The 21049-nt window shown below is 76.7% G+C and carries 2 protein-coding genes (1 of these 2 cut by a window edge); both read right to left on the bottom strand.

What is annotated here, in order from left to right; genetic code table 11:
* The gene (locus tag ACTG9Q_RS31285; protein WP_455576557.1) at window positions 1-18957 is read right to left on the bottom strand and encodes an SDR family NAD(P)-dependent oxidoreductase; all 18957 of its coding nucleotides are present in this window, start codon (window positions 18955-18957) and stop codon (window positions 1-3) included.
* Window positions 18958-21049: the final stretch of an amino acid adenylation domain-containing protein gene (locus ACTG9Q_RS31290; RefSeq protein ID WP_455576558.1), read on the bottom strand. 2549 nt of this gene lie beyond the right edge of the window; only the last 2092 of its 4641 coding nucleotides appear in the window; the start codon falls outside the window, past its right edge; its stop codon occupies window positions 18958-18960.

Consider the following 21049-nt stretch of genomic DNA (forward strand, 5'->3'; position numbering starts at 1 on the left):
TCAGAACTGCAGCTCGAAGAAGGCGGCGGGTTCGGGCGCGGCGGCGGCCGGGACCTGCTCGCCGAACCAGAACCGCCTGCGGCGGTAGCGGGGCGCGGGCAGCTCGGCCCGGGTCAGCACGTGCCCCTCCGGGGCTTGGCGCAGCACCAGGTGGGCGTTCGTGCCGCCGAACCCGAAGGAGCTGACCCCGCCGCGGCGCACCCCGCCCCTGCCGGTCCACGGCGTGGCCTCGCGCACCGGGTACAGCGGCGAGTCCGCGAACCTGAAGCGGGGGTTGAGCGTGGCGCAGTGCAGGGTGGGCGGCAGCTGCCCGTGCCAGACCGAGAGCGCCACCTTGATCGCCCCGGCGATGCCCGCCGCGCTGAGCGTGTGGCCGATGTTGGTCTTGACGCTGCCGACCCCGCAGAACCCGGTCTCAGCGGTGTCCGCACGCAGCACGGCGGTCAGCGCCTTGAGCTCCATCGGGTCGCCGATCATGGTGCCGGTGCCGTGCGCCTCGACGTAGCCCAGCGCCGAGGCCCGCACGCCCGCGTCGGCCAGCGCCCGCTCGATCACCTCGCGCTGGGCGTCGGGGTTGGGCGTGGTGATGCCCATCGTGCGGCCGTCGTTGTTGACCGCGCTGCCCTCGATCACCGCGTACACCCGGTCGCCGTCGCGCAGCGCGTCGTCGAGTCGCTTGAGCAGCAGCATGCCCACGCCCTCGCCGAGGACGATGCCGTCGGCGCGCTCGTCGAAGGTGTGGCAGCGCCCGGTGGGCGAGAGCGCCCCGGCCTCGCTCATCCCGATGAAGGGCACCTCGTCCAGCAGCACCTCGACCCCGCCCGCCAAGGCCAGGTCCGTCTCGCCGGTGCGCAGCCCCGCGACGGCGGTGTGCACCGCGACCAGGGCCGACGAGCACGCGGAGTCCAGCACCAGCGCGGGCCCGCGCACGTCGAGGAAGTGCGACAGGTGGGCGGCGATGAAGTTCTGCGCCATGCCGCTGATCGAGTGCGGCCCGGCCTGCCCGTGGTGGGCGCCGAAGTTGGCCGCACGGGCCCCGGCGAACACCCCGAGCCTGCTGCCCGCCACGTCGGCGGGGGTCAGGCCCGCGTCGGCGAGGCATTCCGCCCCGGCCTCCAGGAACTGCCTGCACAGCGGGTCCATGTGCGGGGCCGCGGCGGCGTCGAGCTTGAAGTACTCGGGGTCGAAGTCCTCGATGTCGTCCAGGAAGCCGCCCCACTTGCTCACCGTGCGCCCGGGCTCGGCCAGCGGCGACCACAGCCGGTTGGCGTCCCAGCGGCTCGCCGGGACCTCGGTGACCGAGTCGACGCCCGCGACCAGGTTCCGCCAGAACGCCCGGTGGTCCGGGGCGCCCGGGAAGTGGCAGGCGATGCCGATGATCGCGATGTCCCGGCTCGCCCGCGCCCGCTCGGCGGCCACCGGGCGGGCGACCGGCGCCACGGCGGGCTCGGGGCCCGCCGCGGTGCCGGGCACCACGTCGGCCAGTGCGGCGGCGAGGCGGGCTGCGGTCGGGTTCTCCAGCAGGGCGGAGGGCTCCACCGGCACGCCCAGCGCGCGCTCCAGGGCGGCCACCACCTGGGCGATCATGATCGAGTCGAGGCCCAGGTCGGCGAAGCCCGCGTCCGGGGTGACCCGCTCGGGCGCCAGCCGCAGCACGCCCGCGATCACCCGGGTGACCGTCGGCAGCAGCGCCGCGTCCGAGGTGGGCCCGGTGGGTACCGGTGCGGGGGCGGCGGGTGTGACCTCGGCGGCGCGGGGCACGGCGACCTGGGTCAGGGCGCGGGCGTCGAACCGCTCGGGGTCGACCGCGCAGGGCAGGACCACCGGCTCGGCGCAGGCCATGGCCCGGTCGAGCAGGTCGAGGCCCACGGCGGGGTCCAGTCCGCGCAGGCCCAGGTCCCGGTAGACCGGGGTGTCGACCTCGGGCATGCCCGCCGACCGCCAGCTCGGCCAGTCCAGCGCGCGGACCACGAGCGGGCCGCCCGCGGCGGCCCGGTGCTCGGCGACGCGGTCCAGCACGGCGTTGGCGACGGAGTAGTCGCTCATCCCCGCCGCGAGGGCGGGCACCGCCGCCGACACCGACGAGTACAGGACGGCGAAGCGCAGCGGGTCGCCCGCGCAGGCCGCCAGCAGCGCGGAGGTGCCCTCGACCTTGGGGGCGAGCACCGCGCGCATGTCGGCGACCCGCTTGCCGAGGAACGCCGGGTCGGTCATGAGACCCACGCCCGCGCAGTGCACGAGCCCGATGACCGGCCCCCACTCGGCGCGCACCCGCCCGAGCGCGGCGGCGACCGCGGCGGCGTCGGCCACGTCCACCGACTCGGCCCGCACCAGCACGCCCGGCGTCACCAGCGCGGCGAGATCGGTGAACCTCGCCCGCTCCGCCGCGGTGGCGTCCGGGTCCTCGGCACGAGCGGCCCAGGTCTGCGGGTCCGGCAGCGCCGAGCGGCCCAGCAGCACGAGCTTGGTGGCACCGCGCTCGACCAGCTCGGCGGCCAGCAGCCTGCCGAGGCCACCGGCTCCCCCGGTCACCACGACGACCCCGTCGCCGAGGCCCTCGGTCCACGCGCCGATCCGCCCGGTGGGGGTGGTCTCGCGAAGCACCGGGACGTGCCGGAGGCCCTCGCGCACGCAGATCCGCGACTCCCCGTCGCCCGCGGCCAGCTCGGCGGCGACCACCGCGCGCACCGCGGCCAGGTCCAGGGTGTCGACGTCCACCGTGCGGGCGCGCGTCCCTCGGTACTCGCCGGGCAGCATCGCGACAAACCCGGCCTGCACCGCGCCCCGCAGGGTCGGCTCGACCGCGCCGAACGTGGTGAGCCCGCGGGTCAGGTGCAGGTAGGCGAACGGCCCGCGGCGGTGGGCGGCCACGAGCTCGCGCAGCAGCACCACCCGCGCCCAGTCGACCCCGGCCGTGTCGGTGCGCGGCCCGGCGGCGTCGACCAGGTCGACCACCGTGGTGGCCGTCCCGGCCCGGGCGACCGCGCGCAGCCCGGCCGCCTCGTCGTCGCCGTCGAGCAGCAGCACGCGGGCCGTGGGGAACGCGGTGGCGGCGAGGGGGGCGGAGTGCTCGTCGGCGAGCACCAGCAGGTCGCCGCCGGGCAGCGCGGCGGGGGGAAGCGGCGCGGGCTCCCAGTGCCTGGCCAGCAGGCGGGTCGCCGCGGTCGCGGTGGCGGGCGCCTGCTCGCCGTCGAGCCAGTGGCTCTCCTTGGCGAAGGGGTAGGTCGGGATGGAGGTGATCGCGGCGGGCACGGCGCGCAGCGCGGTCCAGTCGATCTCCGCGCCCCCCTCCCACAGCCGGGCGAGGCGCTTGAGCCCGCCCTCGCGGGCGAGTCGGGCGATGTAGGCCGCGCCCTCGGGCTCGGTCAGCCACTCCTGGCCGTCACCGGCGGTCTTGGCGCTGGTCCTGCCCGCCGTGAACGCGGTCAGCCGCTCACGCAGGGCGTCCACCGAATCGGCGACGACGGCCAGCCGGACCGCCATCGGCACCCGGCCGACCTGCGAGGTGTGCGCGATCGCGGACAGCGGGGCGGTGGTGCCCTCCAGGAACGCCAGGACGGACTCGGCGTAGCGGCGCAGGGCGTCCTCGTCGCGGGCCGAGAGCAGGAACACCTCGGCGCCGCTGCTCGGCGCGGTCGCGGCGCGCGGCGCCTCCTCCAGCACGACGTGCGCGTTGACGCCGCCGAAGCCGAAGGAGCTCACGCCCGCGCGCAGCGGCACCGGCCGCCCGCCCGCGGTCGGGGCCCACTCGCGGGCCTCGGTCACCGGGGCGAACGGGGTGCCGGTGAAGTCCACCAGCGGGTTGGGCTCGACGATGTGCAGGGTCGGCGGCAGCACCCGGTGGCGCATGGCCAGCACGACCTTCACCACCCCGGCCACGCCCGCGGCCGGTTCGAGGTGCCCGATGTTGCTCTTGACCGTGCCGACGCCGCACTCCACCGCGTCCACGCCCGGGGTGGCCAGGACGCGGTGCGCCCGCGCCAGTCCCTCGATCTCCACCGGGTCGCCCAGCTTGGTGCCCGTGCCGTGCAGCTCCACATAGGACACCGTCTCGACCGGCACCCGCGCGTCGCGGTAGGCCTCGACCAGCAGGTCGGCCTGGGCCAGCGGGTTCGGGGCGGTCAGCGAGGACGCCCGGCCGCCGTGGTTGACCGCGCTGCCGCGGATCACCGCGTGCACCCGGTCGCCGTCGGCGAGCGCCGTGGACAGCGGCTTGAGCACCAGCACCGCGACGCCCTCACCCTTGACGTAGCCGTTGGCGCCCGCGTCGAGGGTCTTGCAGCGCCCGTCCGGGGACAGCACGCCCAGGCGGGTGCCCGCCACCACGGTCTGCGGGGACAGCACCAGGCTCACCCCACCGGCGATGGCCAGTTCGGTCTCGCCCGCCCGCAGGGACCGCACGGCCCGGTGCAGGGCGAGCAGGGAGCTGGAGCACGCGGTGTCGATGGTCTCGCTGGGGCCCCGCAGATCAAGCAGGTAGGACACGCGGTTGGCCAGCATGGTGCGGGCCAGGCCGGTGCCGGTGTGCGGGTTGGGGTCGCGGTCGCCGCGGCGCAGGACCATGGCCTCGTAGTCGGTGAACTGCACGCCCGCGAACACCGCGACCTTGCGCCCGGACAACCGGTCGGCGCGCTGGCCCGCGTCCTCCAGCGCCGCCCAGGCGTGCTGCAGGAACAGCCGGTGCTGGGGATCGATGACCTGCGCCTCGGCCGGGGATATCCGGAAGAACCGCGGGTCGAAGTGGTCGACGTCGTCGAGGAACCCGCCCCAGCGGGCGGTGCCGCCGTAGGTGCGGGCGACCTCGCGCCAGTCCCAGCGGGCGGGCGGGGTCTCGGTGATGAGGTCGCGGCCCTCGGCGAGGTCGGCCCAGAATCCCGCCAGGTCGGCGGAGCCGGGGAACCTGCCGCTGAGCCCGACGATGGCGATCGGCTCGCCATCGTCCCGCCGCGGCGCTGCCCGGGGCGCGGCTGCCGTGGGGGCGGGCGCCTCGGGCACCGGGGGCGGCTCGGTCACCGTCGCCGCGGCCTGCGGGAACTCGGTCGTGAGGTGGTCGGCGAGCTTGGACAGGGTGTTGGCGCCGTACAGGGTCGTGGTGGCGACGGTGATGCCGTGGCGGTCGAGCAGCGCGGCGGCCAGCGACTGCAGGCCGAAAGAGTCCAGCCCGTACTCGCCGAACCCGGCGTCGGGGTCGAGCGCGGCGCCGTCGAGGCCCAGCACCTCGCCGACCACGCCGCGCAGCTCGGTGAGCACGTCCGAGGACGCGCGCGCCCGGGTGAGGGCGGCGGTGGCCGCCGGGGCCGCGACCGGCGCGGCCTCCTCGCGCAGGCGCGTGCCCTCGACCAGCTCGCGCATCCGGTCCGGGTCGCCGGGCAGGACCGCGACCTGGGTGCGGCCCAAGCGCAGCACCCGGCGCATCGCGGTCAGGCCGTCCTCGGCCTCCAGGTAGCGGAACCCGGTGGTGGCCAGGTAGCGGCGCTCGTCCTCGGCGTCGACGTGCATGCCGCCGGAGCGCCACATCGGCCAGTCGATGGTGATGGTGCGCCCCCGCCGCTCCCCGGCGACGCGCAGCGCCTCGCGCTCGGCGGCGGCGCCGTCGAGGTGCCGGGCGCCCACGGCGTAGTCGACGAGCCCGTAGTCGCCGAGCAGCCCGGCCAGCGAGCCGAACAGCACGAACGCCGCCAGCGGCTCACCCGCGGTGACCCGGTCGAGCACGGCGGTGCCCGTGACGCGGGCGCGCAGGTGCTCGCGCAGCTCGGTGACGTCCTTGTGCGGCAACGGGGTCCGCGACGCGGTGCCCGCCAGGTGGAAGACCCCGGTCAGGGCACCCCAACGGGCGCGCACGGCGTCGACGACGGCGGTCATGGCAGCGGCGTCGGTGACGTCGGCGCGGAAGTACTCGACCTCGCCGAGGCCGCGCAACCGGTCCAGCTCGGTCGCCCGGGCGCCGGGCTCGGACCGCCCGGTCAGCGCGACCCTGCCACCGCGGGACAGCAGGTCCTCGGCCAGGATCACGCCGAGGCCGCCGAGGCCACCGGTCACCAGGTGCACGCCGCCGTCGAGGGCGGGCCCGGGTTCGACCGGGTCGCCCGGGAGCTCGCGCAGCACCTGCGCCGAGCGTCCGGTGTGATCGAGCCGGACCACGGCGGCGTCGACACGACAGGCGGTCACCTCGGCGAGCAGCGCCCGCTCATCGACACCGGCGGCCACCCGCGCAGCGCTGAAAGCGGTACCCGGCAGGGCGGCGCGCAAGGCGGCGTCGAACCCTCCCCACGACTCCGCGGACCCGTCGGCGGGGACGAGCACCTGCACCCGGGTCGGGACGGGCACCCCTGCCGTCATCATGGCCTTGGCCAGCAGGAACACCGACTCGATCCCGGTGTCCTGGCGGCCGGGCAGCGACAGCGGCCACTGGTGCGCGACCCGGGCCACCGGGGTCCCGCGACCGGCGAGGTCGCGGAGCAGCCGGACGTAGTCGCCCGCGGCACCCGGGCGGATCTCCGCGCGGGGGCCGTCGATCCGGTAGTCCACGCCCGCCCGCACGCGCACGGCACCCGGCACGGCCAGTTCGCCGAAGACGAGCACCTGGCCCGCCGGTGCCGGGGCCTCGACCGGCCGCGGCTCCCAGTCGACACCGAAGAGGCTGATCTCGGGCCGCTCGGCGGGGGCCGGGCCGCCGTCGGTGAACCAGTGGCGCTCCGGGGCGAACGGGTAGGTGGGCAGGGACCGGCGGGTCGGGGTGGTGGTCCACCGGGCGGACCAGTCGACCTCGGCACCGCGCACCCAGGCCGCGGCGGTGGCGTCGTCATCCAGGCCGGTGGCCGGGCCAGGGCGGTCGGCCCGGGTGGCGGTTCCGGTGTGGACACCGGCGGCGGTGCCCGCGAGGTACCCGCGCAGCAGGTCGAGGGCCTGGGTGCCGGTGGTGGCCGCGAAGGCCAGGCGCTGCGCGTGCTCGGCGCGGCCGACCTGCAGGGTGTGCGCGGTTCCCGCGAGGTCGTGCGCCCACCGCCCCGGGGCATCCACAAAGGACTTCACCAGGGCGCGCAGCCGCTCGGGGTCGCGCGCGGACAGGACGAGCACGACGGGGTGATCACCCGCGGGCTGGGCCTGCTGGAACTCCTCCAGCACCACGTGGGCGTTGACCCCGCCGTAGCCGAAGGAGCTGATGCCCGCGCGGCGCGGGACGCCCGGGGCGGGCGCGGGCCAATCGCGGGCCGCCCGCGCGACCTCGAACGGCGTGCCGTCCAAGCCGAGTCCGGGGTTGGGCACCGGCCCGTGCGGGTCGCCGGTGATGCGACCATGGCGCAGCGACAGCAGCACGCGGATCAGCGCGGCGATGCCCGCGGCGGGCTCAAGGTGGCCGATGGTGTTCTTCAGCGCGCCGAGCGCGCAGTGCGGGGCGGTCGGCATGGGCAGGCCCCAGTCGGCGTAGAGGGTGCCGAACGCCTCGCGCAGGCCGCGGATCTCCACCGGGTCGCCGATGACGGTGCCGGTGCCGTGGGTCTCCAGGTAGCCGATGGTGGACGGGTCGACCCCGGCCACCCGGTGCGCCTTGACCACGACGTCGGCCTGGGCGGCGGGATTGGGCGAGGTGAGCGAGTTGGACCGGCCGCCGTGGTTGACCGCCGTCCCGCGCAGCACCGCCAACACCGGCAGGCCCTCGGCGCGGGCGCGGGACAGGGTGGTCAGCACGACCGCCCCGACGCCCTCACCGCGGACGTAGCCGGTGGCGTCGGCGTCGAAGGCGCGGCCGACACCGTCCGGGGCGAGCATGCCCGCCCGCTCCAGCGACGCGAACGCGCCCGGCGACAGCAGCACGCTGACCCCGGCGGCGACGACGAGCCCGCAGTGGCCCAGGCGCAGCGCTTCGGCGGCCCGGTGCAGGGCGACCAGTGACGAGGAGCAGGCGGTGTCCACCGGCTCGCTCGGGCCGCGCAGGTCGAGCAGGAACGACACCCGGTTCGCCAACATCGACGGTGTCAGGCCGGTGGCGGCGTAGGCGTCGGTGCCGGTGCCGGACCTCTGCACCAGCTCGGCGTAGTCGGAGGCGCCGACGCCGACGAACAGGCCCGTGTCGCTGCCCGCGAGGGAAGCCGGGTCGACGCCCGCGTCCTCCAGCGCCGACCACACCGACTTGAGCAGCAGCCGCTGCCGCGGGTCCATCCAGCGGGCCTCGCGCGGGGAGATGCCGAAGAACAGCGGGTCGAACTCGGCGACCCCGGGGAGGAACCCGGCGCGGGTGACGCGCGTGCGGTCGGCGTGCTCGGCGGGGTCGCCGAAGTGGGCGCGGGCGTCCCACCGGTCGGCCGGGACCTCGCTGATCAGGTCGCCGCCGCGGGCCAGGTTCGCCCAGAACCCGGTGACGTCGGCGGAACCGGGCAGGATGCCCGCCATGCCGACGATGACCACCGGGTCGTCCTCGCTCGCCGCGGCGGGCGGCGGGGCGGTGGCGGCAGGCTGGGGCCGCTGGTCGGCCAGCCAGCAGGCCAGCGCGGCCGGGGTGGGGGTGGCCAGCAGCTGGTCGGGGCCGACCGGGACGCCGAAGGCGTCGGTGGCCTCCCCGGCCAGGCGGATCAGGCCCAGCGAGTCCAGGCCGTGATCGTGGAACGTGGTTGTCGGGTCAAGGCCGGACGCGGGGAACCCGGTGACGCCCGCGAGCAGGCCCAGCACCGCCTCGCGCAGCTCGCCCGCCACCGGGGCGGGCGCGGATGGCGCGGTGGGGGCGACGTCGATCCAGCAGCGGGTGCGGGCGAAGGGGTAACCGGGCAGGGAGACCGGTCGGGGCGTCGCGGCGCGCCCCGCCGCCCAGTCGATGTCCTGCCCGGACGCCCAGCGGCGGGCGGTGTCGTGGGTGTCGGTCGGGGCGGTGGCCGGGCCGGGCTCGGTGGTGACCGCCCCGGCGTACCCGGCGGCGCGCCCCTCGGCGACGGCGGTCAGCTGGTCGGTCAGGTCCCCGCTGTCGTGGGCGACGAAAGCCAGGCGGTGGGCCATGGCCTCGCGGCCGACCTGCAGGGTGTGCGCGACCCGGTCGAGGGTGGCGCGGGCGCCGCCGGGCACGCGGGCGGCCAGGGTGCGCAGCGACTCGCCGCCGTGCACGTCCCGGTCGTCGCCGCCCAGCTCGACGAGCCGGGTGCGCAGGCGCAGCAGCGCGGTCGGGTCCACGCCCAGCTCGTCCAGCGAGGCGTCGCCCGCGGTCGGCGGCACCCCGGCGGCCTCGGCCAGCGCGGGCATCGCGTCCACGCCATCCGCCCCGGCGGCGCGCAGGTGGTCGCGCAAGGCGACGACGACGCGGACCAGCGCCTCCGGGTCGCGGGCGGACAGCGGGAACACCCAGGGGCCGGAAGTCGTGGCCGAGGCAGGCTCGGGCGCCTGCTCGACGACCAGGTGCGCGTTGGAGCCACCGGCGCCGAAGGCGCTGATCCCGGCCCGCAGCGGGGTGTCCGCGGTCCATGGCGAGAGCTCACGCTGCACCCGGACCGGCGCCGACGCCCAATCGACGGCGGGGTTGAGCCTGTCGGCGTGCAACGAGGGCACCAGTTTCCGCTCGCGCAGTTGCAGCAGCACCTTGGTGAGCGCGGCGATGCCCGCCGCCGACTCCAGGTGGCCGACCGAGGACTTCACCGAACCGATCGCGACGGCGTCGGCGCGCTGCCCAAGGGCGCTGGTCAACCCGGCCACCTCGGTGGGGTCACCGAGCGCGGTGCCGGTGCCGTGCGCCTCCACATAGGACAGCGACGCCGGGTCGACACCCGAGCGGGCCAGCGCGGCGGTGATGACCTCGCGCTGAGCGGTGGGGCTGGGCACGGCGTAGCCGCCGGTCTTGCCGCCGTGGTTGACCGCGGAGCCGAGGATGACGCCGAGGACCCGGTCCCCGTCGCGCTCGGCGGCGGCCAGCGGCTTGAGCAGCACGGCGCCGACCCCCTCACCGGGGACCATGCCGTCACCGCCGTCGCCGAAGCTGCGGCAGCGGCCGTCGGTTCCGGTGAACCCACCCGCGGCGAGCTGGCGGTGCTTGCGCGGGTGCGGGGTCAGGTTGACCCCGCCCGCCAGCGCCAGGTCAGCGGCGCCCGCCAGCAGGGCCTCGCACGCCAGGTGCACCGAGGTCAGCGAGGACGAGCACATCGTGTCCACGGCCATCGACGGACCGCGCAGGTCCAGCGCGTAGGAGACGCGGTTGGCGATGGAGGCGTAGCCCATGCCGCCTGCGAGGCCGTCGGCGCCCTCCATCAGCTGGTAGTGCCCGTACATGACGCCGACGTAGACGCCGACGCGCTGCCCGCGCAGCCGCGCGACCGGGTAGGCGGCGTCCTCGATGGTGTGCCAGGCCGTCTGCAGGAACAAGCGCTCCTGCGGGTCGGTCACCCGTGCCTCGGTCAGCGTCATGCGGAAGAACTTGGGGTCGAACTCGGCGATGCCGTCGAGGAAGCCGCCCCAGCGGCTCACCGGCCTGCCGTCCACCGAGCCCTCGGCGCGCCAGTCCCACCGGTCGGCAGGGACCTCGCGGACGCAGTCGCGCCCGGCCCGCAGGTTGGCCCAGAACTGCTCGACGTCCTCGGCCAGCGGGTAGCGGCCCGCCATGCCGATGACCGCGACGCGGGTGTCCACCACACGGGTGTCCGCGCCGGTCGACCGCTCGACGACCACCGGCGCCGCGGTGACCTCGGGGGCATGGGGGGCGGCCGGTGCGGCCGGGCGCAGGGCGCGCAGCTGCTCGGCGCGGGTCTCGACGAGGAAATCGGCGAGGTCGCGGATGGTGGGCTGCTCGAACAGCAGGGTCGCGGGCAGCTCGCCGACGCTCTCGCCGAGCAGGTCGGCCACGCGTGGCACGGTCAGCGAGTCGACGCCGAAGCCCTCGTAGGTCTCGTCCAGCCACAGCCGGTCGCGCGGGATGTCGAGCACGGCGACGAACGCGTCGCGCACCAGGTCCCTGGCGACCTCGACCAGGTCATCGCCGCCTGCCCCCACCGGGGTGGTGACGACCGGGGGCGGGCCCGCGGCCGGAACGGCGGCGGGCCCGGCGACCGGGGCCACCGCGGCGGTCGGGGTCTCGGCGACCACCACGTGCTGAGCGCCGCTGACGTCGGCGCTGATGGCGCGGACGCGGGCGAACCCGGCCAGGCCCAGGGCGTGCCGCCAGCCCGCGGCGGACAGCAGCGGCGTGCCGGGCAGCCGCAGGTGCGGATCGCGGGCCAGCCACCAGCCGTCGAGCAGGCCGAAGGTCAACGTGGTGGTGACGGTGTTGGCGGTGGCCTCGTTGAGGATCAGGCGACCGCCGGGGCGCAGCAGGGTGCCGACCGCGCCGAGGGTGGCGAGCAGGTCATGGGTGGCGTGCAGGACGTTCGCCGCGACCACCACGTCCACGGACCCGGCGGTGAAGCCCTGGGCCAGCGGGTCGGTGGACACGTCGAGCTTCTCGAACCGCACGAACGGGAACTCGGCGCCGAAGCGCTCCTTGCCGTGGCGCAGGAACGCGGGCGAGATGTCGGTGTAGACGTAGGTGACCCGCGCGCCGGAGGCGGCCAGCGCGGGCAGCAGGCTCGCGGTGGTGCCGCCGGTGCCCGCGCCGACCTCCAGCACGGTCAGCGACCCCGACCCGGCGCTCTCCGGCAGCGCGCCCACGACCAGCTCGTTGGCGCGATCGACCACTGGGCTGCCCCGGTAGGCGTCCTCGACGAGCCTGACAGACCCGCCGGGGAACAGGACGTCGGTGGCGCGGGTGGTGCCGCGCAACACGCCGAGCAGCCCGTCCATGCAGGGCACGAGCAGCTTGTCGACCCCGGCCAGCGCCGAAGCCCGGGCGCAGAGCGCGGCCAGGTCGGCCCGCGGGTCGGCCGGGACGGGGCGACCGGGGGCGGTGAACACCCCGCCGTTGCCCGCGAGGTAGCCGTCCGCGGCCAGGATGCGGACCAACTCGCCGAACAGCCTGCGCTGCTTGGCGTCCACGCCGAGGCGGACGGCCAAGCCGTCCTCAGTGGAGGCTATGTCGAACAGGCCGTCGGCGGACAGCAGCGTCCAGGTCCAGCCGACGAGCGTCTCGCGCAGTGAGCGCTGGTCGGCCGCCGACACCGGGTCCTGGACCGGGGGCAGCGCCGCCAGGGCGGGCACGAGAGACCGGTCGTCAGTGTCCGCGCCGGTGCCGCCCAGGTCGACGCCCGCGGCGGCCAGCACGTCGGCGTCGGCCTTGATGGCGAGCACCTGCCGGTCGCGGCGGCCCAAGACGCGGCGGACGACGGCCATGCCCTCGGCCGGGTCGATGGAGTGAATGCCGGAGGCTGCCAGCCGGGCGCGGTGCTCGTCGTCGGCGACGATGCCCACGGTGCCCCAGTAGCCCCAGTCCACGACGGCGACCCGGCAGGCCAGCACGTCGTCGAGGTGCTGGGCGAATGCGTCGGCGAACGCGGACCCGGCGGCGTAGTTGGCCTGGCCCGCGCTGCCGGACAGGGCGACAGCAGAGGAGAAGAACAGCACGAAGTCCGGGCTCACCCCCGCCAGCGCCGCGCGCAGGGCGACGGAGGTCCGGGTCTTGGCCTCCAGCGCGGCGCGGAACCCCTCCTCGGTCATGGCGGCCACCGACTGGTCGCGCAGCACGATCGTCGCGTGCACGACGCCGTGCAGCGCCCCGTGCCGCGACAGGGCGGTGTCGACGACAGCGCGCAGCGCGGCCGGGTCGGCGGCATCGGCGCGGTGGTAGGAGACCAGCGCGCCGCTGGGGTCGATGGCGCTGACGCGGTGGCGGCGGGCCTGGTCGAGCTCGCCGCGGCCGACGAGCAGCACGCGGGCGCGGTGGTGGCGCACCAGCCAGGCGGTCAGCTCCAGCCCGATGCCCCCGGCACCGCCGAGCAACAGGTAGACCCCGCCGTCGCGCACGGCGGCGCCCACCGGGGCCTGCTCGACCGGGCGCAGCGCACGGCCGAGCAGGGCGCCCCCGCGCACGGCGAACGGGCCGCCCGCGGGGGCGGCGAGCACGACCGGCGCGACCGCGGCCTGCGCGTCGGTGGTGGCGGCGTCGACCACGGACACCGTCCAGCGGAGGTGCTCGCGGCCCAGGGACAGGGCCAGGCCGTGGGTGGCGGCGGCGAACGGGTTGCGCACCGGCTCAGCCGCGGTGGCCACCGCGTCCTGGGTGACCACGGTGAGCCGGACCGGCGCCGCGAGCCGCTGCAACCGCTTGGCGAGCGCGAACAGCGCGAGCACGCCGCGGCGCTGCGCGGTCTCCAGCGCGGCCTGGTCGTCGGTGCGGCCGGTGGCGGGGCCGGTGAGGAACAGGACGCGGGCGGGCGCGGGCCGCCCGTCGAGGGTGTGCACCTGCTCGGGGTCGACGCGCAGGGTGTCCTGGCCGAGCGCGGCGGCCACGGCGTCGGCGAGCGGGGCGGCCTCGGGGCCGTGCACCAGCCAGGTGGTGCCCGCGGTGGGGGGCGTCACCGGGGAGGTGAGCGGTGACCAGTGCGGGGTGAACATCAGGCCCTCGACGTCGGGCTCGGGAGCCGCGGGGTCATCGGCGGGCGGCGAGGGGGGCCGCACAGCGGTTCCCTCGACGGGGGCGGGGCGCAGGGCGAGATCGCGCAGCCGGGCGCGGACCCGGCCGGTGTCGTCGGTGAGCACCAGGTCGTAGCGGTCGCGGCCGACCTCGCGGACGTGCGCGTAGCCGGTCTCGGCCAGCGCGTCGGCGGAGTCGACCGCCGCGGCGGCGAAGGGCGCCATCGCGGGGCCGGTGGCCTCGCGCAGCACGGCGAGGGCGTGCAGCGCGCCGTCGACCAGGCTGGGGTGCAGGGGGGTGCTGAACTTCCGCGCCTCCGCGGGCACGCGCAGGCGCACCAGCGCCTCCCGGTCCCCCGCGGCGATCCACTCGACGGCGCGCAGGGCGGGGCCGTAGTGCAGACCCGCGGCGTCGAGGTCGGCGTAGATCCGCCCGCCGTCGTGCCCGCGGGTCAACCGCGCCCGCAGCCCGGCGATGTCCACAGTGGAGTCGATGGGCTCGGTGGCGGTGGCGGCCGAGCCCTCGGCGAGGAGGGTGCCGCCGTCGTCGTGGGCGGTGAAGGCCACGCCGTCGCCGTCGCGGGTCAGGCGCAGCACCAAGGCGCGCTCGGCGTCGGTGACCACGAGCGGGCGCAGCCACCGCACCCCGCGCAGCACCACGGGGGCGGCCACGCCCGCGCGCTCGGCGGCGGCGCGGGCCAGCTCCAGCAGCACGGCGCCGGGCAGCAGCCGGGTGTCGCGGACGCGGTGGCCGTCGATGTAGGCGTGCTCGGGGCCGAATCGGCTCTCGAACGCCAGCCCGTCCAGGCTGCGCGCGGGGTCGATCTCGCCCAGCAGCGGGTGCTTGGGCGCGGTCGCGGTGCGGGCGGTGGGCGACCAGAACTCCTCGGTCAGCCAGCAGCGCAGCTCCTCGAACGGGTAGCCGGGCAGCGGCACGCGCCTGCGGTCCGGGTCCGCGGCGCGCGGGAGGGTCGCACCGGCCGCCCACGCGGCGGCGGCGTCCCGCGGGCTCGCGCCGGCGGCGATCGCCGGGCGCTTGCCGCGACCGCGCGCACTGCCGGTCCACACCCCCTCGCCCGCGCCCGCTCGCAGGCGGGCGGCCAGTTCGGCGGCGTTCGACGCGACGACGGCCAGGCGCTCGGGGAAGTCCTCGCGCCCGACCACGAGGGTGTGCGCGACGTCGGCCAGCCACACCGCGTCGCCGGGGCCGCCCTCGACGGCATCGGCCAGCGCGGAGGTGACCACGCCGAGGCGTTCGGGGGTCTGCGCGGACACGGGGAACACCCACGGACCAGTGGCGGTGCGCGGGGTCTCCGCGCGGACGAACTCCTCGATGACCAGGTGGGCGTTCGCCCCGCCCGCGCCGAAGGAGCTCAGGCCCGCGCGCCGCGGCAGCCCGTCGCGGCGCGGCCAGGGAGCCGGTTCGCGCTGCACGCGCAGGGGGGTGGACTCGAAGTCGATGTTGGGGTTGAGCGGGTCGGCGTGCAGCGAGGGCACCAACTCGCCGTGGCGCAGTTGCAGCAGCACCTTGCCCAGCCCGGCCATGCCGGAGGCGGACTCGGCGTGGCCGATGTTGGACTTCACCGACCCGATCGGCAGCGCGCCGGCGGCCAGGCCGCTGCCCGCCAGCACCCGGGCCAGGCCGCGGATCTCCACCGGGTCGCCCAGCGCGGTGCCGGTGCCGTGCGCCTCCAGGTATCCCAGCGTGGCCGGGTCGGCGCCCGCCTCCGCGAGCGCGCGGGCCACCAGGTCGCCCTGCGCGACCGGGTTGGGCACGGTGAACCCGTTGGTGCGGCCACCGTGGTTGACACTGGTGCCGAGGATGAGCGCGTGCACGTGGTCGCCGTCGCGCAGCGCCGCCGACAGCGGGCGCAGCACGACCGCGCCGACGCCCTCGCCGGGAACGTACCCGTCGCCGTCGGCGCCGAAGCTGCGGCAGCGGCCGTCGCTGGAGGTGAACCCGCCCTGGCCGAGGAAGCGGTACTTGTACGGGTGGGCGTGCAGGTTGACCCCGCCTGCGACGGCCACCTCCGTCTCACCCGAGCGCAGGTCGCGCACGGCCAGGTGGATGGCGGTCAGCGAGGACGAGCACATGGTGTCCACGCCGAGGCTGGGCCCGGTCAGGCCGAGGGTGTAGGAGACCCGGTTGGCGATGGAGGCGTGTGATGAGGCGCCGATGCGCCCGTCGGCGGCCTCGTGCAGCTGGTAGAGCCCGTACATGGCGCCGACGTAGACCCCGGCGCGCAGCTCGCGCAGGTCGGCGCGGGTGTGCCCGGCGTCCTCCACGGCGTGCCACGCGGCCTGCAGGAACAGCCGCTCCTGCGGGTCGATGATCTGCGCCTCGCGCGGGGAGATGCCGAAGAACAGCGGGTCGAACCGGTCGATGCCGTCGACGAAGCTGCCCCACCGGCTGTAGGGGGCGGCCCGGTCGGCGGGGGTGGCCTGGTCGTAGTCGCGCCAGTCCCAGCGGTCGGCGGGGATCTCGGTGACCAGGTCGGCGCCCGCGCGCAGGTGCGCCCAGAACGCGTCCAGCGTGGGCGAGCCCGCGAACCGGGCTGCGATGCCGACGATGGCGATCGGCTCGGCCGCCCCGGGGCGCGGGGCGGTGGTCGCGGGCGCGGCGACCGGCGCGGGCCGCGCGGGCGCGGTCCGTTCCGGCCGCGCGGCAACCGGTTCGGCGGCGGGCTCGGGCTCCACCGGTCCGACCAGCTCGGCCATGCGGGCGGCGTGGTTGTCGGTGAACCAGCCGGTGAGCGAGCGCAGGTCCTGGTACTCGAAGAACAGGGTCTTGGGCAGCGATCCGAAATGCTCCTCCAGCCGCCGGGTCAGGTCCATGATCAGGATGGAGTCGATGCCGTACTGCTCGAAGGCGGTGTCGGCGTCGAGCTCGTCGGCCGGGAGGGCGAACACCCCGGCCAGCACCGCGCGCAGGAAGTCCTCGGCCGCGGCGTTGTCGACCACCGCGACGGGAGGCGGCTCGGCGGCCGGGGTGGGGGGCTCGGCGGGCCGGGCGGGGTCGAGGACGGCGCGCAGCTTGTCCAGCTCGCCGTGCGCGATCAGCACGGCGGTGCCGTCGTGGCCGAGGGCGCGGTCCAAGGCGTCGAAGGCGGCGTCGGTGGGCAGCGGCCACAGGCCGATCCGGCGGGCCAGCCGCTGCTGGGTGGCCTCGTCGGCGTCGACCTTGATGCCGCCGTCTGCCCACAGCGACCACAGCAGCGACAGGCTGCGGCCCGGCCTGCCCGCCGCCCGCCGCCACCGCGCGAACGCGTCGAGGAACCGGTTGGCGTAGGCGTAGTCGCCCTGGCCGGGGCTGCCCGCGGCGCCGGACATCGAGGAGTAGGCGATGAAGAACTCCAGCGGCTCGCCCGCGGTGGCCGCGTCCAGCTCCAGGGTGCCGCGCACCTTCGGGCCCAGCACCGCGGCCAGCTCGTCGTCGGTCTTGCGCAGCAGGAACGAGTCGCGGGTGGTGCCCGCCAGGTGGAACACGCCGTGGACCGGTCCGAACCGCTCGCGCACGGTGCTCACCAAGGCCTGGGCCGCACCGGGGACGCCGAGGTCGCACTGCGCATAGTGCGCCTCGACGCCGTCGAACCCGCTCAGGTCGGCGGTGGCGGCGCGGCCGGTGAGCACGTAGCGGGCGGGGCCGCCGAGGCGGGCGACCAGAAGCCTGCCCAGCGCCCCGGCGCCACCGGTGACCAGGTAGGTGTGCCCGGCGCGCGGGGTGATCGGGGCGGCGGTGGGGGTGACCGGCTCCCAGCGCGGGACCTCGCGGCCCGCGCCGGTGTGCCGGGCCAGCGGCGCCCAGTCGCTGGTGGCCTCGTCGGCCACCAGGCGGGCGGTCGAGCAGGAGTCCGTGTCGGGGGCGCTGAGCACGGTGAGCCGGAAGTCGGGGTGTTCGGCGGCCAGCGTGCGGGCCAGGCCCTCCAGGGCGAGGGTGCGGACGTCGTCGACGCCACCGGTGGGGTGCAGCAGCTGCACCAGGCGCACCGGGCCGCGCGCGGGGCGGGCGGCCCAGGCGCGGAAGAGGGCGAGCACACCGGGCAGCGGGTCGGCCTGCGCGGTGCGCACGACCACCACGGGGTCGGTGCCGTCGGTGACAGCGCGGTCGGCGGTCTCCTTCGCGCCGAGCGCGGCGGCCAGCACCGGGTCGTCGCCGACGAGCACGACCCGGGCGGGCGGCTCGCCTCGCGTCGGCGGGCTGGGGTGCCAGACCTGGGCCAGCAGGTGCGTGGCCGGGACCGACCCGTCGAGCACCGCGGCGCCCGCGACGGACCGGGTGCGCACCCCGCGCAGCCGCAGGGCAACCCGCCCGTCGTCATCCACGAGGGACAGGTCGTGGCCCTCGGCGGTGGCCACGGCGTGGATGTAGCCGCGGTCCGGCAGCGGCGCGAAGACGTCGGCGGCGTCGAGGCTGAAGGGCAGCTCGCGCTCGCGGGCGGCGCGCGGGTCGCCGGAGGTCCACAACGCGGCCTGCAGCATGGCGTCCAGCAGCGACGGGTGCAGGGTGAACCCCTCGGCGCCGCGGCCCGCGGCGGCGGGCACCGCGACGGTGGCCAGCGCCTCGCCGGGACGGTGGTGGACGCCGGTGATGCCTCGCAGGCTCGGGCCGTAGCCGCCGCCGAGAGTGGTGAACACGCCGTAGACCTCATCGGCGGTCGCGGTGTGGGGCAGGCGGACGCGCACGGCGTCGAGGTCCACGGTCGGCGCCGGGCCGGGCTCGGTGAAGCGCATGGTGCCCGCCGAGCAGATCTCCCCGGCGGCGGAGCCGTCGACGCGGCGCAGCTCGTAGGCGACGCCGTCGCGGCGCGGGGACAGCACCACCCGCACGGCCACCGGTTCCCCGGTCACGAGCACCGGGCGCGCCCACAGCACGTTCGCGATCCCGGTGACCCGCCCGTGCCCGGCCGCGGCGGCCGCGGCGGCGGCGAACTCCAGAGCGGCCACGGCGGGCAACACCTTGACCGCGCCCAGGGCGTGGTCGCGCAGGAAGAACTCCTCCCCGGTCAGCACGCGCTCGCCGGGTGCGGCGGGCGGGTCGAGCGAGGCGGGCGGGTCGATCCAGTACGCGCGGGTCGCGGGCGGCGGGGAGGGCAGCGAGAGCCGGGCGGGCACGGGGGAGCCTGCCGGGGGCCAGGCGACCGGGGTGCCCGCCACCCACAGCCGGGCGGCATCGTGCGCGTCGCGCGGGATCGCGGGCGCGGTGTCGCTGCCCGAGCCCGCGGGGGCTGCGTGGCCACGCAGCACGCCCTCGCCGGAATCGAGGCGCTCGGCCAGGTCGGCGGTGTGGGCGGCGACCACGGCCAGCCGCGTGGTCAGTGGCTCACGGCCCACCCACAGGGTGTGGGCGACCCGGTCGATGGTGGCCGCCGGGTCGTCGAGGTGCGCGCGCAGCCAGGCCGACAACGCCAGCCGGTAGCGGTCGAGCTGCTCGACGCCCGCCGCCGACAGCACGACCAGCCGCGGTGCCGTGGTCCCCTGGTCCATCTACCTCTCCCCCGCTTCAGCCGCGGCTTGCTCGACGACGACGTGCACGTTGCTGCCACCCATGCCGAACGAGCTGATGCCCGCGCGCGCCGGGACCCCGTCGGGCGGCACCCACGGCGTGGTGGCGGTCTGCAGGCGGAACGGGCTGCCCGCCAGGTCGAGCATCGGGTTGGGCGTGCCCAGGCCGACCAGTCCGGGCAGCACCCGGTTGCGCATGGCCAACAGCACGGTCACCAGCCCGGCGACGCCCGCCGCCGCCTCCAGGTGCCCGATGGCCGACTTCACCGATCCCAGCGCGGTGCGCCCGGGCACCACCAACCTGCCCCACTCGGTGTGCAGCCGGGCGAAGGCGTCGGTGAGCCCGTCAACCTCCACCGGGTCGCCCAGCGGGGTGCCGGTGCCGTGCGCCTCGACGTAGGAGATGGTGTCCGGCGGCACGGCGGCGGCGCGGTGCGCGGCGAGCACGACCTCGCGCTGCGCGCGCGGGTTCGGCACCGTCAGCGAGTGCGTGCGCCCGCCGTGGTTCTCCGCGGAGCCGATCAGCACCCCGTGCACCGGGTCGCCGTCGGCCCGCGCCCTGTCCAGCGGCTTGAGCATGAGCAGCAGCACGCCCTCGCCGCGCCCGTACCCGTCGGCCGCGGAGTCGAACGTTTTGCACCGGCCGTCCGGGCTGAGCATGCCCGCCCGGCGCAGGCCGGTGAAGCCGTGCGGGGACAGCAGCAGGTTCGCACCGCCCGCGAGCGCGGTCTCGCAGTCGCCGCGCTGCAGGGCGCGGGCCGCGCGGTGGATCGCGACCAGCGAGCTGGAGCAGGCGGTGTCGAAGATGGTGCTGGGCCCGGCCAGGTCGTAGACGTAGGAGATCCGGTTGGCGGCGATGGAGGCGAGGTTGCCGAGCAGGAAGTGGTCGCCCATGCCCGGATCGCCTGGGCCGAGCAGGCTCAGGTAGTCCGCGCCGCTGATGCCGACGAACACCCCGGCGCGGGTGCCCGCCAGCGAGGCGGGCGCGTACCCGGCGTCGAGCACGGCCTCGTGCGCGGCGTGCAGCAGCAGGCGCTGCTGCGGGTCCATCTGCGCGGCCTCGCGGCGGGACACCCGGAACAGCGGGGCGTCGAAGGCGTCCACGTCGCGCACGAACGACCCGCGCAGGCCCTCGGGGAACAGCCGGTCGGAGAACCCGCGCTCCACCGGGTACGGGCGGGTCATGTCCTGGCCCGCGGCCAGCTTCGACCAGAACTCGTCGATGGAGTCGGACTCGGGCAGCCTGCCGCCGACGCCGATGACCGCGATCGGCGGGTAGGCCCTCTCCCGGCCCGCCTGCCGCGGCGCGGCGACCACAGCGGGGGCGGCGGGGGCGGCGGGCGCGAGCACCGCGCCGTGGGTGGTGGTCAGGTGCGCGGCGAGCGCGGTCAGCGTCGGGTGCGAGTAGAAGGCGGTCGGGCGCACGGTGATCGCGAACCGCTCGCGCAGCGCGACGGCGAGCCGGGTGAAGCTGATCGAGTTGAAACCCGCCTCGCCCAGCGGCGTGCCCACCGGGATCGACGCGGCGGGCACGCCCGCGACCTGGGCGGCGACCTCCCGCAACAGCTCGACCAGGCCGCTTCCCGACACCGCGGGCCCCGGAGCGGGGGCGGGCACGGCGGCGGGGGCGGCAGCAGCGGGGTGGCCGAACTGCGAGACCAGCTCCGCCAGCGGGCGCGCCCCGAGCGGGCCGACGTCCACCTTGGCGTTCGGGGTGAGCGGGAACCGCTCCAGCACGACGGTCCGCGCCGGGACCATGTACTCCGGCAGCCAGTCGCGGGCGCGGTCGGTTGCGGTGGCAGCGGCGTCGGGGTCCTGCCTGGGCACCACGAACGCGATGAGGGCGGGGCCGCCCGGGGTGTCCTCGCGCAGCACGACCCGCGCGTCCTCGACCCCACCCGCGCGGCGCAGGGCATCCTCGACCTCGCCCAGTTCGACGCGGTGCCCGCGCAGCTTGACCTGCCGGTCGGCGCGGCCGAGCAGCGTCAGCTCACCCTCGGCGGTCCAGCGGGCCAGGTCGCCGGTGCGGAAGTGGCCGCCGACGAACCGGGTCGAGGTCAGCTCCGGGCGGTCG

Source organism: Actinokineospora lacus, from assembly GCF_053813445.1.

Excerpts from the sequence above, each read along its gene's own strand:
- ACTG9Q_RS31285 (WP_455576557.1), bottom strand. The coding sequence starts at position 18,957 with ATGGACCAGGGGACCACGGCACCGCGGCTGGTCGTGCTGTCGGCGGCG.